Annotated in this window: 17 protein-coding genes and 1 tRNA gene; 4 read left to right on the forward strand and 14 right to left on the reverse strand. The window is 43.0% G+C overall.

The annotated features are described in order from the left end of the window. Positions 1-3: 3 nt before the first annotated feature. From polX to mqnE, 3 genes are read left to right on the forward strand one after another with little or no spacing between them, the layout of a single operon-like run. Entirely contained in the window at positions 4-1,752 is a 1,749-nt protein-coding gene (polX, locus tag G3M65_RS00195) for a DNA polymerase/3'-5' exonuclease PolX (RefSeq protein WP_173832566.1), read from the forward strand. A gap of 35 nt (positions 1,753-1,787) precedes the next feature. Further along, entirely contained in the window at positions 1,788-2,201 is a 414-nt protein-coding gene (locus tag G3M65_RS00200; protein WP_173832567.1) for a nucleotidyl cyclase domain-containing protein, read from the forward strand. Positions 2,202-2,212: 11 nt separating this feature from the next. Beyond that, complete coding sequence (gene mqnE, locus G3M65_RS00205) at positions 2,213-3,322, forward strand: aminofutalosine synthase MqnE (RefSeq protein ID WP_173832568.1); 1,110 nt, start codon at positions 2,213-2,215, stop codon at positions 3,320-3,322. Here mqnE and G3M65_RS00210 read toward each other — a convergent pair. From G3M65_RS00210 to G3M65_RS00220, 3 genes are all read right to left on the reverse strand, one after another. Continuing rightward, positions 3,313-4,185, reverse strand: coding sequence for a HepT-like ribonuclease domain-containing protein (locus tag G3M65_RS00210; protein WP_173832569.1), 873 nt, complete (start codon positions 4,183-4,185; stop codon positions 3,313-3,315). The genes mqnE and G3M65_RS00210 overlap by 10 nt on opposite strands. Positions 4,186-4,194: 9 nt before the next feature. After that, positions 4,195-4,995 carry a TIGR00282 family metallophosphoesterase gene (locus G3M65_RS00215; protein ID WP_173832570.1) on the reverse strand — a complete coding sequence of 267 codons (801 nt, stop codon included), beginning with the start codon at positions 4,993-4,995 and terminating at the stop codon, positions 4,195-4,197. A gap of 7 nt (positions 4,996-5,002) precedes the next feature. Then, positions 5,003-5,089: transfer RNA gene (locus tag G3M65_RS00220), tRNA-Leu, on the reverse strand. Between the two features lie 437 nt (positions 5,090-5,526). On the opposite strand from G3M65_RS00220, the gene G3M65_RS00225 reads away from it, so the two are divergent. Further along, the gene (locus G3M65_RS00225) at positions 5,527-5,682 is read left to right on the forward strand and encodes a DUF6364 family protein (RefSeq protein WP_173832571.1); all 156 of its coding nucleotides are present in this window, start codon (positions 5,527-5,529) and stop codon (positions 5,680-5,682) included. Between the two features lie 29 nt (positions 5,683-5,711). Here the strand turns inward: G3M65_RS00225 and G3M65_RS00230 are convergent, their stop codons facing one another. From G3M65_RS00230 to G3M65_RS00280, 11 genes are all read right to left on the reverse strand, one after another. Beyond that, positions 5,712-6,152 (reverse strand): hypothetical protein, encoded by a 441-nt coding sequence (locus tag G3M65_RS00230; RefSeq protein ID WP_173832572.1) that lies wholly within the window; start codon positions 6,150-6,152, stop codon positions 5,712-5,714. A 97-nt stretch (positions 6,153-6,249) separates the two neighbouring features. Then, a complete protein-coding gene (locus G3M65_RS00235; RefSeq protein WP_254426279.1) occupies positions 6,250-6,513 on the reverse strand; it encodes a hypothetical protein in 264 nt (87 codons plus the stop codon). Then, a complete protein-coding gene (locus tag G3M65_RS00240; protein WP_173832574.1) occupies positions 6,510-6,779 on the reverse strand; it encodes a hypothetical protein in 270 nt (89 codons plus the stop codon). Before G3M65_RS00240 ends, G3M65_RS00235 begins: the two co-directional genes overlap by 4 nt. Continuing rightward, a complete protein-coding gene (locus tag G3M65_RS00245) occupies positions 6,776-7,147 on the reverse strand; it encodes a hypothetical protein (RefSeq protein ID WP_173832575.1) in 372 nt (123 codons plus the stop codon). Before G3M65_RS00245 ends, G3M65_RS00240 begins: the two co-directional genes overlap by 4 nt. Then, positions 7,140-7,595, reverse strand: coding sequence for a hypothetical protein (locus G3M65_RS00250; protein ID WP_173832576.1), 456 nt, complete (start codon positions 7,593-7,595; stop codon positions 7,140-7,142). Before G3M65_RS00250 ends, G3M65_RS00245 begins: the two co-directional genes overlap by 8 nt. 5 nt (positions 7,596-7,600) lie before the next feature. After that, on the reverse strand, positions 7,601-8,989 hold the full coding sequence (locus G3M65_RS00255; RefSeq protein ID WP_173832577.1) for a phage tail-collar fiber domain-containing protein: 1,389 nt from the start codon (positions 8,987-8,989) through the stop codon (positions 7,601-7,603). Continuing rightward, positions 8,982-9,680, reverse strand: coding sequence for a phage tail protein I (locus G3M65_RS00260; protein WP_173832578.1), 699 nt, complete (start codon positions 9,678-9,680; stop codon positions 8,982-8,984). Before G3M65_RS00260 ends, G3M65_RS00255 begins: the two co-directional genes overlap by 8 nt. Continuing rightward, entirely contained in the window at positions 9,673-10,773 is a 1,101-nt protein-coding gene (locus G3M65_RS00265; RefSeq protein WP_173832579.1) for a baseplate assembly protein, read from the reverse strand. The genes G3M65_RS00260 and G3M65_RS00265 overlap by 8 nt, the downstream gene beginning before the upstream one ends. After that, positions 10,752-11,063 carry a GPW/gp25 family protein gene (locus G3M65_RS00270; RefSeq protein ID WP_173832580.1) on the reverse strand — a complete coding sequence of 104 codons (312 nt, stop codon included), beginning with the start codon at positions 11,061-11,063 and terminating at the stop codon, positions 10,752-10,754. Before G3M65_RS00270 ends, G3M65_RS00265 begins: the two co-directional genes overlap by 22 nt. A gap of 51 nt (positions 11,064-11,114) precedes the next feature. Further along, positions 11,115-11,726: a hypothetical protein gene (locus tag G3M65_RS00275; RefSeq protein WP_173832581.1), complete on the reverse strand. Its 612-nt coding sequence runs from the start codon at positions 11,724-11,726 to the stop codon at positions 11,115-11,117. Between the two features lie 12 nt (positions 11,727-11,738). Further along, the gene (locus G3M65_RS00280; protein ID WP_173832582.1) at positions 11,739-12,224 is read right to left on the reverse strand and encodes a hypothetical protein; all 486 of its coding nucleotides are present in this window, start codon (positions 12,222-12,224) and stop codon (positions 11,739-11,741) included.

Raw genomic sequence — 12,224 nt, forward strand, 5'->3', positions numbered from 1 at the left:
CCTATGGAGAAAAACAAGGAGCTTGCCCAGATTTTTGAGAAAATGGCGGACATGCTTGAGTTTCTTGGGGATAATCCTTATCGCATAAATACCTACAGAAGGGTAGCGGAGGTTCTCTCTGAGCTTGGGGAAGATGTGGAAGTTTTGGTAAAAACCGGAAAAATCCACCAGATACACGGTATAGGACAGTCTAGTGTAGAAAAGATACTGGAATACCTTCGCACAGGCAAAATAAGTGCCTACGAGGAGCTGAGACAAAAAGTTCCAGAAGACCTTCTTGAGCTTCTGGAAGTCCCAGGCATAGGAGTAAAGACCCTAAGGCTTGCCTACGACAGACTAAAGGTGAAGAGCAAAGAAGATTTTATAAGGGCAGTTAAAAACGGTCAGTTTGCCTTTCTGCCAGGCATGGGGGAGAAGAAAATTCAAAACATACTCCGAGGGCTTGAGCTTTGGGAGAAGAGCAAGGAAAGAATGACTCTCCTGCAGGCTTATGAGCTTGGGCAAAGCCTTCTTAAACACTTTGAGGTGGTAAAGGATCTTTATGAAAGCATTGAGCTTGCAGGAAGCCTAAGAAGGAGGAAAGAAACCGTTGGCGATATAGACCTTCTCGTATCCGCAAGGAGGGAAAACTGGGCAAGACTTCATCAACACTTCGTTTCCTACGAAGGAATTAAAGAGGCTCTTCTTCACGGAGAGACCAAGTCCAGCGTGGTGCTACAAGAAGGGAGACAAGTGGACTTCAGAACCGTAGAGCCTCACCAATGGGGGTCCGCCCTTCAGTATTTTACTGGTTCAAAGGAGCATAACGTAAGGATAAGGGACATAGCCAAGGCTAAAGGGCTCAAGATAAGCGAATATGGAGTCTTTCATGCGGATACCGATGAGTGGATAGGGGGGCGCACAGAAGAAGAGGTTTATAACCTCATAGGCATGCAGTGGATTCCGCCAGAGCTTAGAGAAAACACGGGAGAAATAGAGCTTGCCCTTGAGGGTAGACTTCCAAGGCTCATAGACATAAAGGATATAAGGGGAGACTTTCATATGCACTCTAACTGGAGCGATGGACTTCACAGCCTTGAGGAGATGGCGGAAGCCTGCTACAGACTGGGCTATCAGTATATGGTGATAGGAGACCACTCTCAGTCCTCGCGTGTAGCCAACGGTCTTGACCCAGCACGCTACAGGGAACAGTTTAAGCTAATTGAAAGGCTAAATCAATATTACAATCCAAGGGGCTTTTATATCCTTAGGGGCTGTGAGGTAGATATACTTCCTGACGGATCTTTGGACCTTCCCGATGACCTTCTTGAAGAGTTTGACTTCGTGGTGGCATCTATCCACTCAAGGTTTAATCAAGACAACACATACAGAGTTCTAAAGGCTATGGAAAACCCTTATGTGAACCTAATAGGACACCCTACAGGTAAAGCCTACGGAACAAGGGAGGGATACCCTCTTGATATGGAAAAGGTCATAAAGACCGCAAAAGAGACGGGAACCGCACTGGAGCTAAACACTCACAGGGCTGACCTTTCACCAGAGAACATAAGAAGGTGCATGCAAGAGGGTGTGTTTATAGCCATAGTAACCGATGCACACTCTGTAAAGCATCTGCCTTACATACACTTAGGGGTTGGTCTTGCAAGGAGAGGTTGGGCTTTGCCTGAGCTTGTGCTAAACACAAAAGACTTGCAAGGTGTGAAGGATTTTGTAAGGCGTAAGAGAGAGCTTATGTTAAGTGGAAAATATTGATGGCTAAAAATACTAAAAGGTTTATAATCATAAACATGGCACAGTTTGTTAGTTTTGAGGACCTCCAAGCAATTATAAGGCACGAGATAGGTAAGTTGAAGAGATTGAAGAGGGACCTATCCCTTGCGGAACATATTCCAGCTGTGGATAACTTGTCCCTTGTGGTGCTATACAGTAAACACCTCTCGAAACAACACCTTGAAAATATATCTAAATCCATGCGTGAGTCGGACATGATATTTCAGCATGGCTCTCACATAATCTGTTTGCTACCTGGCACTGATAAGGAAGGTGCAATTCATCTGGCAGAGGGTATTAGAGATTTTCTTGGTGAAGAAGGCCACTACATAGTGGTCACATATCCTGAAGATGGAGAAAGCTACGAGGATTTGATTAGTTCGCTTAAGCTATATTCTGAACAAAAGGGCATACCTATACCAATAAATTAAAGGAGGAAAGTATGCAATTAGACCTGCTCATAGAAAGAGTTGCCATAAAGACCCTGAGGGTTATAGGAGAAAAAGTTCTTGAGGGCAAAAGGCTTTCTGTAGAAGACGCCGTAAGGCTCTTTTATGAGGCAGACCTTAGCTATGTGGGTGCGTTGGCGGAGTGGGTAAACCGTAAAAAGAACGGACACTTTGCCTACTTTGTGGTAAACAGACAGATAAACCCTACCAACATATGCATATATCAATGTAATTTCTGCAGTTTTGGGGTGGTAAAGTCTGACCCAAGGGCATATGAGATGAGCCTTGAAGAGGTCCTAAAAAAAGTGGAAGAGACCTACAAAATGGGTGGAAGGGAGGTGCATATTGTAGGTGGCATACCACCGCATTGGAAGGTGGAGCACTATGTAAACCTTGTGAAGGAAATAAAGAGGGCTTTTCCAGATATGGTGGTAAAGGCGTGGACCGCCATAGAGATACACCATATGAGTAAGATATCAGGAAGGAGCTACGAGGATATCCTGCTTGAGCTAAAGTCTGTGGGGTTGGATGCCATACCCGGGGGTGGTGCGGAGATATTCTCCGAGAGGGTAAGAAGGATAATAGCACCCTACAAGGCTAATGCGGAAGAGTATCTGCAAGTGCATAGAACCGCTCATAAGCTGGGAATTCCCACCAATGCAACCATGCTGTATGGACACTTAGAGACCTACGAGGAAAGGGTAGAACACATGGAAAGGCTCAGAAGTCTGCAAGATGAAACGGGAGGCTTTCAGGTCTTTATACCTCTTGCCTACTGGCCAGAGGGAACAAGGATAGGAGGGAAAAGAACTTCCTCTGTGGATGATTTGAAAACCATAGCCATATCACGGCTCTTTTTGGATAACTTTGACCATATAAAGGCATACTGGGTCACCCTTGGTGAGAGGGTAGCACAAGTGGCTCTAAATATGGGTGCGGATGACCTTGACGGGACCATCCAAGAGGAAAAAATAGTCCATTCTGCGGGAACAACCTCTGCGGTGGGACATACAAAGGAAAGGCTCATAAAACTCATAAGGTCCGCAGGCAAGATACCAGTGGAAAGGGACACCTTTTATAACCCAGTAGCCATCTATCCTTGACTACTTTGTAGGAGTTTTTTTAGGCTTTTGGATATCTCCCTCATAACAGGCTCAATCTTGTCCTTTATCTCCATAAGCCTCTCATATAGCTCCTGTGGGCTCACTTCCCACGTGCTTATGAGCTTGTTTTTTAGGTTCGTCATCTTGAAAACATCCATGTAATACTCTTGAGGAATAACGCCAGCTTCCACCAACTTTGAAAGGCAGTCATCTCCAAACTTCCTCACTCCAAACTTAGGAGCAAGGTGCTTGCATATATCAAAAAGGCTATCGTAAGCGACCTGATAGAAGTATTTGACCCTATCGTAATACATGGGCGTCTTTGAAAATTCCTCAAAGCCTTGAGAAAGCACAAAGTCTATCTTTTTCACAGACTCCTTTATGTATTTTGCCTTTTCGTTTAGAAGGTCAAAGTCTATAAGAAGGGGGTTGTTGGTCTCCCTTTTGACAAACTCCACTACCGCTTTGGCGTATTCCTTAAAAAGGGGCAAAAACTTAACAAGGGAGCGGTAGAGTTCTTCTGACTGCAGGGTTTCCCTTAGGTCTCTGTGCTTTATGTAAAACTGGGCAAGCTCTCCCAAGGCTTGTGCCTGAGAGAGACCAACAAGCTCACCTATTTTCTGAAGGCAGTCCTTTGAAGTGGTCTTTATGTCATAGACCGCAGAAAGATGCCTGCAGACTCTCATAGCACTTTCAAAAGCCAGATTGAAGTCTACCCTCACCTTGTCTTGGAGCAGTTTATTGGAGACAAACTCCTCTTCAGGAAGGGATAGGTTCTTCTTTAAGTCTGCGTAGGCTTTCTCAAGTTGAGTAAAGCTCTCCAATATTAGGCTTATCTTGGGCTTTTTCTTGGTTTCTTGCATGGTATAAATTTATGCTCCAAGGAGCTCTTCTCTTGTGATGTATTGCTGTAGACGCTCTATGGACTTTGCTCTGCCAGTGCTTTCTTCCACTTCTACGAGCAAGGCATTTACCACAAGGTCTTCCTTTTCTTCTACCTCATACTTTTGGGGAATACCCTTTGTAAACCTATCTATAGCTTGCTGGGGTTTCATGCCTATTGCGGAATACCAACATCCTGTCATACCCACATCGGAAGTATAGGCTGTTCCCTTTTTAAGTATTATCTGGTCTGCGGTAGGCACGTGGGTATGCGTGCCATAAACAAGACTTGCCCTACCATCCACATATATGCCAAAAGCCCACTTTTCTGAGGTGGTCTCCGCATGAAAGTCCACGACCACTATGGGAGTTTCCTTGCTTACCTCTTGGTAAAGCCTATCAAAGACCAAGAAGGGGTTTTCAAGGTTTGAGTCTAAGAGAGACCTACCCATGAGGTTTATAACTGCAAACCTTATGCCCTTTTTCTCAAAGATACCATAGCCTCTGCCGGGAACACCCTCGGGATAGTTGGCTGGTCGCAGGAGGTTGGGAGAGGTGTCTATAAATTGGTAAACTTCCTTTTTGTCCCATATGTGGTTTCCAGAGGTCATAATATCCACGCCCATGCCTTGTAGCTCTTCGTAGACTTTTTTTGTTATACCAAAGCCACCTGCGGAGTTTTCCACATTAACGAGCACCACGTCCACCAAATCCCTGTAGCCTGCGAGAAAATACCTAAGTGCCTTTCTTCCAGGTTTTCCTATTACGTCTCCAAATATTAGAAATCTCATGGCTTTTTGGTGCGGGTGGAGGGAGTTGAACCCTCACGGGCATAAGCCCACTGGATCCTGAGTCCAGCGCGTCTGCCAATTCCGCCACACCCGCTGAATATTAGATTATAATTCACTCCTTGCTTGCCTTTATGTAATTTTTGAAAAATGTGAAACACCCCCCTGTTTTTAAACCCTTGAGAGACAAGGCTTTGAACTAATTTTCAAACAAAGATCACGACCCCAAAATTTTTTGTTTGAAAAATCTGAAACACCCCTGAGGCAGGGAAAGGGAAGTTTTTGAAATTTTTTCAATTTCTTCACCTTCCGAGAGAGGGCATTTTTGACATCATGCCAATCTACTGACGACAGAGTGGTCTACGCCCGGCTCCGAGGCGGGTGGGAGAGAAAGGTGATAGAAATAGTGTGCAGGGACAAAATATGTCTAATTTTCAGCTACAGCTATTCTTATAGAGAAAGTGTGCCAAGGGATATAAGCGAAGAGAGAATTGAATTAACTATACTTGAGCGTCCTTGGTAGGAGGTAGGAACATGAAGAGAAGATTAACTGTATACTTATCCGACGAGTTATTATTTAAGATAAAGCTCCTCGCCCTCCAGCGGGGGGTAAGCGTATCGCAGTTAGTTGAAAGAATTCTAAACGAACACACAAAAGAAATCCATCTCCCCAAAACCAAAGAGAAATAGTCCCCCGCCCCCTCTGGGGGCTATTCTTTTTACCAAAACCTCAGCTTATCTTCACTCTCCCTGTATAACTGCCCAAACTTATAGACCTTTTGGCTGTAGCTATAATTAATTTCGCACGCACTTTTATACTGCCTACATCCTTCTTTAGTCATCCACACGCACACATTTCTCCTTCTACATTCCTTTCTACATTCCTGCCATTCGCAACTCTTAGCCCGATTACATTCTCTGTAGACAAGCCCTCCACCGTTGTAAGCCTGATACACCTGCCAGAGGCGACGGGCTCTTCGTAGTTCCATTCCTGTCAGGTATGCAAGCGCATAGAAATGATGCGAGGAATACTCTTTGTCATAGTCAGGGAAAAGAGGTCTCAACACGCCATCCAGAAATTTAGGAGTTATCTGAGCGTATCCGACCGACCCATGCCCGTCCATAGATTTAAGCCACCGGCAGTTCGTTTCCGTCTTCATTAGCCCTAGCCCATACCACCACGGATAGTCACGAGAGATTACTTCTTGGTGTGCTTTCTTTGTTATCTCTTTAAGCCTCAGACATCTATCCTGTGCCTCAGCCGAATGCAAAAACAATAGCAGTATAGAAAAGAATAGCAATAGCATACTTCTTTCTCCATTCCTCATCCCAGTCTATTACACCAACTTTGAGATACCTTGAAACATAGTAAAAAACCAAGCCCGCACTTGCTAATGCGGTTTTTCTTGCTATGGCAGACACAAGCTGAGAAGGTTCAAAAGTATAAGCGAGTGCAACAAGCATCATAACTATTGCAAGCACGAGTTCCACGTGATAGTAACGCAGAAGTCTTTTTATCATTTGCATACCTCCATAGCCCTCCTAAGTAGTATGTTTTCTTCTTTCAGCAAACCATAGTTCTTTATAAGCTTTCTCAAGCGCTCCTCATATGAGTCTTCCTGTTTAATTATTTCAAGCTCCGCACGTGGCACCTCTGGGGGTTCACATTTAAGCACGACAGGTTTCTCAACTATCTTAGTTTGGCACACAGGACACTCCGTAGTAGTTGTTGCACAGCTTACAAGCATAACAGGGAGCACAAGCATAAAAACAGCAACAGCCTTCATTTCTCTTCTACCTCCACGAGTACGTCCAACATTTCCCTTAGATTGTCACAGGTATCATTATTATTAGGAACTTGGATATCGTATTTCCGTGCTATGTTCTTCTTTACTTCGTCAGCGTATGCTTTTAGCTTCTTTGCATAGTCAAGCTCTTTTTGCTTTAGTTTAGCTGTGAGTTCTTGATAGGCTTGAGTATATGTGTTTAAGTCAGTTTGACACTGCTTAAGTGAAGACAAAACTCTCTCATGCTCTTGCTTGACAAGTGAAAGCTCCTGCTTGAGGCGTTTAATCTGTCGTGTGCGGATTGTATCTGTAGCTGTAAAGGTAGCCAGAGCAGACATTATAGCAATTGCAATCACTACCCTAAACATTGCCAACCTCAGTAGCAATGCTATTGAGAAAGTTATCTATGTCAAAGCTTTCAAGTTCCTGTAGGCTTTTTTGCGCTAACTCTGTTTCAATGAAACCCCAGACCTTAGCATCAAACTGCTTATACCAGCTCAGGAGTTCTGCCGCCTCTTGTGAACCAGACTGGTAAATAAGTAAGTCGCCAAGAGAATAATAGCCATGCCTCTTCAAAGTATCAGCGATAAACTTCTCCGCTTTGTCTATTAACAACCTTTTAACCTCCTCTCTCTTTTCCAATGCAAGTGTCTGTTCGTCCTTAACTTTTATTTCACCAGCGTCAATATAGAGTTTCGAAACATCCTTCGTGGTCAGGTCTGCAAAAACTACAACACCGTTTCTATACTGTTCAGGTATATCTTCTAATCTTTCTACAGCAAATATATGACCATCTTCAGCCCATGCATAAACCATCTCTTTTACCTCCTTCTTGTTATTGTTACATAATCCGCTGTAAATTGTACTCCGTCTTGCCTGTACCAAGTTCCAAGCCAGTAGGAAGTGGATGAAGCTGTGCCACTGCAACAAGTATCAGCAATAGTAAAACCCCCATGGCCTTGACATTGCCCCAAAACAAGCCATCTTTGATTTTCTCTAATTGTTAATGTTGCGTGATTCCAGTTTTCGTTTATGTTTGCCTGCTCGTAAAAAGGCACAAAACTTAGACCAGTAACTCTATTTGCACCTACATTAGTATCACCACCAGCCATATACTGCCCATCACCATTGCTAATTGCAATATTGCTTGGTCTCAAACCAACCCAAAGTTCATATGCAGGTGTCCAAAATCCTTGAAAGAGGAACATTGGCACTACAGCAGGAGTATACACAATAGGCACATGATTTGCATTTTGAATTGTTACTGTTGCACCTGGCGGTAGATAATACTTGTAACTATAGTTTTGGTTATCAAGTGTTCTTACGCTAAATACGCTTGCTCCTATGAGAGGATAACAAGGATACCAGCTTACTCCATCAGGAGAAATTTCTAAAACGTTATTGTTTATTCTAAGTCTTCCAATTTGAAACTCTGGCATTCTCCTGATGACCTTTTGCCAATTAATTTCTTGCCAGCGTCCTTCTGTGTATCTGTAAAGTTTGTTCGTGTTAGTTATGTAGCACAGACTACCTTCCTCGGCTTGAGGGAAATCCGTGCTTACATAGTAGTTTGACTGATAATACACTTCTTCTGATATGTCATACAACCATTCAAAACCAAGTTTGCCATCTCCGTTCGCTAATGGTATTCTGAAGGGCTGAGGGTCTATACTCGCTTCATGCCCTGATAGTTTTAATGCGTTGCCTGCTATAACCTGCCCAGAGATTATACTATTCTTAAGTTTCTCTATATCTTGCCGTGTTGCTAAAACAAGCGTGTCGCTTATCGTTGCAGTTACACTCTGCGCATTTGAAACAACTACGTATACATCAACGACTATCTCTATTCTTGTTGTTTGAGACGAAGGGATAAAATCTGGTTGCGATGCGTATGCAACAGAATAAAGTATTTCCCCAAAGTCTTGGTCGTTTGCGAAGACGCCTATCTCCGATAGAAAGAAGCCTTCCTGTAAGTCATCGTTTCTTAGCACAAACCTAATTTTGGCTGTCCCGTCTCCTACTTCGATAGACTGAATTGGAAGTGCGAGTTTTGGCTGTAGAAGGTCGTTAAGATTTTCTATGTCCGTGTTGTCATTGTATTGCCCTGAGCCAAGCTTGACTCTTGTAAATGTTAAGTTTGTGCCTGCTAAGGCTTTTGCTAAGAGATTTCTACCTCTTTTTGTTAGCACCATCCCACTAAAATTAGCCATGCGTTGCTACCTCCATCTTAATTGCCATGTGCATTACGGAACCCGCAGAAAATGTTGAATTTTCTATGCTTGGCGATGGGCTGTATGGGAGTATGCTATAGCTGTATGCAGAATAAGGTTTTGCGCCAAGGGTATGTATTCCTTGTAAAGAAGATAACCGTACATCCAAAAATAACTCATATCTATAGCCGTGTGTTGCCAAGGAGCCTATTTTCAAGTCTCCAAAAGTTTTGTAGTGTGCGACTATGTCATACCAACTTCTCACATTTTTATACTCATCTATCGCCTTCCTAACTTCGCTCCATTTTGCCTCTTCTTTAATTCCGCTCAGCAGAACTTTAAAGTGATACGGTTCGCCACCGTATTCAAACCACTCTTCCAAGACACTGTCTACCCCTAAAGCTTCTAATGCCTTCTCCACTGCCCATTTCGTTCCTTTATATCTATGTAGTTCTATCGCCTTTTTTATGAGTCTTTTCTTTTCTTCTATCGTGCTTGCAAGTTCGTAGCCTTCTATGTGAAACTGCCAGGCGAGGAGATCTAAAACCTCCTCTGGAAGCTCATCTATACGAGAGTAGATGAGTGTCTTCCCCACCTCAGAGAAAAGAAAAGAAAACACTCCTTCTGTGCTTTCTGCAAGTTTTTGTATGCCATCTACAGCTATGCTCGGTGGCAGGAGCTCTTTAATCATCGCTTAGACCCATGTATGTGATTGAGTTTATGATGCCTTTTGCTACTTTCCCAGCAGAGATTTCAATTCGTGCCGGGCTTATTACATCTACTTTGTAAGCTCCTGCGTTTTTGACCCTTTGATAAAGCTCCTCCGGTAATACATCCTTGCCTATTTTCCTGCCTGTGTCTTTTATGAAGTCTTGCACTACCCGGGCTATTGCTTGCTGTATTTGAAAAATTCTCGCTTCGTCTTTTTTGTGTATCCAGTATCTAAGACTGACCTCATACTGGACTACCTCTGGTGCATACACAAAAACTTGGTCTGTCAAGGGTCTGACTTTTTCATCGTTTAGGTGTCTTCTTACAAGCTCTATCATCTCTTGGTTTGGTAGCTCACCGTCTTTTAATAGAAAATAGACTGCTACCTGTCCCGGTGCGGGGCTAAAAACTTCTACATCTTCTATTAATACGTGAGCTGATTTTGTGTGATAGATGTAAGCCTCTCTTGACCCTGCGTTGCTAAATCTTTCTATACTGAGCCTAATGCGTTCTCTAAACCTCTCGTCATCCTCTTGGTCAGTTCCAAACATGGTTGTGGAGATGTTTACAGCTTGGACTTCATAAGGGAGTGGGTCAAGTAGCTTATTTATCTGTCCTGCTGTAAAGCCGTTGCCAATTTGCCCCGGAGTTTGACACTCTGCATCTATATACACCTCTGTTTGTCCTGCTTTTATTACAGCCTGCTCTACTGTCTCAAAGACTATCTCATCGTTAACAGCAACTTGTGTGCCTTTTGGGATAACTATGTCTCTTTGTGCTGGCTCTTGTGTGAAAAATTTCAGTCTTGTTCTTGCTTTTTGTGCCGGAAGTCTTTTTATGCCATAGAACTCTGCCAAAGCATCAAGATATTGCCCCTCCGCGTAAGCAAGTAAGTTCTGCTTTGCAGACCAGTCTATTTTAAATGCGAGCAGGCTTGATACATAGGTTATAACATCAAGTAGTAATCTCTCTGGGTCTGCTGGGTATAGCGTTCTACCGGTTATTCTTTCATACGCTTTTATAAGTTCTTGTTCGTAGTGCTGTGGGTTTGTTATTGTAAAGCGTATGTCCATGTCAGCTCCTCATCTTCTATCTGGATAGTCAAGATAACATCTGCATGACCTATTTCTTTGTATCTTATGTCTATAGCTTTGACTTTTGCACGAGGTTCGTATGTTTCTATTGCATCGACTATCGTGGCTTTTAGCTTGCCTATGCTCAACGGGGTTGGATTATCAATGAAATCTCTATAATCCACTGCAAAGTCTGGTCTATGTGGAACTGTGCCCCTCGGGGTGCTGAGGATTATGCGGATGTTTTGGAGGACGGACTTAACTGTATCTTGTTCAACAAGAGAAAACATGTGTATATTATTGTGTGTGGTGTGATTTGTATCAAGCAGAGATTTCAGTTGCTATTTAGCGTTTATGTAAACTACTATAACTCCAAGCTCTTTATTGCGTTCTACTTTAAGTATGCAACCCCCAATAGTTTTTGTGCTTGTCTCTTGTTTGCCTTGCATCACCGCCATAACGCTTTTTAGAATAGCCGAACCTTCCTCCTCCCCTGAAGGATTACACAAAACCTTTATGGGTGCCATAAGCATGGCAGTGGTTATCAGGTTTTCTCTGTCATCATGAGAGCCTGTCAACATTACCCAAACATTTTTAATTGGGTCGCCTTCTATAAAGATCGCTGATGCTTTTGTTGCATAAGAAAGTCTATCCGCATTTTTTGTTTTGCTTGGTGATATCTTTAGGTCTGCAAGAAGTTTATCAAGTTCCTTCTCTACGCCATTAAGCGAGCCAAATGTCTTCTTTTGTTGATTTTCTTGTTTTGCTTCTTGTTTTGTTTCCTGCTCTTTCTCGCCTTGCGAAGAGAGCAGTATAACACCCACTACGATAAGAGCAATTGCCAAGGACACTGCTTTAACTCTGTTCTTTTTTAGCTCTGGGTCCTTGGCAGTAATAGCACCAAGAACAATTAGGGCACCCAATACAATTAAGGCTATGCTTAATATTGTCATGACACTACCTCCTTAACAGATTTTGATTTTGTTCAAAAGGTCTTTTCTGTGTGGTGCAAGGCTATACACCCTCTCCCAGCCTTCTTCCACTGTTCGTTTTATATTCTTGTTTAAAACAGACAAGCGAGTTCCAAACACAAGGAAAGCAATAGTGCCTGCAATAGCAAGTAAACCAGTTTTGTCAATCTTCAGATTGAGCAATATGTAAGATACTAACACTAACACAAAAGAGGCTATAGTTAACTTCTCTGCTTTATCCTTCTGGCTACACATGTGCTTTAATTTGTTATATGTATCTTCTGCTATTATCTCTGCCTTTTTCTCGTCTTTGTTTTGCTCTCCTATGGCTATGTTTACGTTGTTGCTTTGTTTGACAACTACCACATTGCCATAGACACTTTTCAGAACCTCTGTAAACTTCTGAGATACCTCATCTGCGGTCAGCCCCAGCTTGCTCGCCTCTTCCACTATGCTTTCCAGCTTTTTCTCTAATTCCAC

Source organism: Hydrogenobacter sp. T-8, assembly GCF_011006175.1.
GTDB classification, from domain to species: domain Bacteria; phylum Aquificota; class Aquificia; order Aquificales; family Aquificaceae; genus Pampinifervens; species Pampinifervens florentissimum.

Excerpts from the sequence above, each read along its gene's own strand:
- polX (WP_173832566.1), top strand. The coding sequence starts at position 4 with ATGGAGAAAAACAAGGAGCTTGCCCAGATTTTTGAGAAAATGGCGGAC.
- G3M65_RS00200 (WP_173832567.1), top strand. The coding sequence starts at position 1,788 with ATGGCACAGTTTGTTAGTTTTGAGGACCTCCAAGCAATTATAAGGCAC.
- mqnE (WP_173832568.1), top strand. The coding sequence starts at position 2,213 with ATGCAATTAGACCTGCTCATAGAAAGAGTTGCCATAAAGACCCTGAGG.
- G3M65_RS00210 (WP_173832569.1), bottom strand. The coding sequence starts at position 4,185 with ATGCAAGAAACCAAGAAAAAGCCCAAGATAAGCCTAATATTGGAGAGC.
- G3M65_RS00215 (WP_173832570.1), bottom strand. The coding sequence starts at position 4,995 with ATGAGATTTCTAATATTTGGAGACGTAATAGGAAAACCTGGAAGAAAG.
- G3M65_RS00225 (WP_173832571.1), top strand. The coding sequence starts at position 5,527 with ATGAAGAGAAGATTAACTGTATACTTATCCGACGAGTTATTATTTAAG.
- G3M65_RS00230 (WP_173832572.1), bottom strand. The coding sequence starts at position 6,152 with ATGAAGACGGAAACGAACTGCCGGTGGCTTAAATCTATGGACGGGCAT.
- G3M65_RS00235 (WP_254426279.1), bottom strand. The coding sequence starts at position 6,513 with ATGATAAAAAGACTTCTGCGTTACTATCACGTGGAACTCGTGCTTGCA.
- G3M65_RS00240 (WP_173832574.1), bottom strand. The coding sequence starts at position 6,779 with ATGAAGGCTGTTGCTGTTTTTATGCTTGTGCTCCCTGTTATGCTTGTA.
- G3M65_RS00245 (WP_173832575.1), bottom strand. The coding sequence starts at position 7,147 with ATGTTTAGGGTAGTGATTGCAATTGCTATAATGTCTGCTCTGGCTACC.
- G3M65_RS00250 (WP_173832576.1), bottom strand. The coding sequence starts at position 7,595 with ATGGTTTATGCATGGGCTGAAGATGGTCATATATTTGCTGTAGAAAGA.
- G3M65_RS00255 (WP_173832577.1), bottom strand. The coding sequence starts at position 8,989 with ATGGCTAATTTTAGTGGGATGGTGCTAACAAAAAGAGGTAGAAATCTC.
- G3M65_RS00260 (WP_173832578.1), bottom strand. The coding sequence starts at position 9,680 with ATGATTAAAGAGCTCCTGCCACCGAGCATAGCTGTAGATGGCATACAA.
- G3M65_RS00265 (WP_173832579.1), bottom strand. The coding sequence starts at position 10,773 with ATGGACATACGCTTTACAATAACAAACCCACAGCACTACGAACAAGAA.
- G3M65_RS00270 (WP_173832580.1), bottom strand. The coding sequence starts at position 11,063 with ATGTTTTCTCTTGTTGAACAAGATACAGTTAAGTCCGTCCTCCAAAAC.
- G3M65_RS00275 (WP_173832581.1), bottom strand. The coding sequence starts at position 11,726 with ATGACAATATTAAGCATAGCCTTAATTGTATTGGGTGCCCTAATTGTT.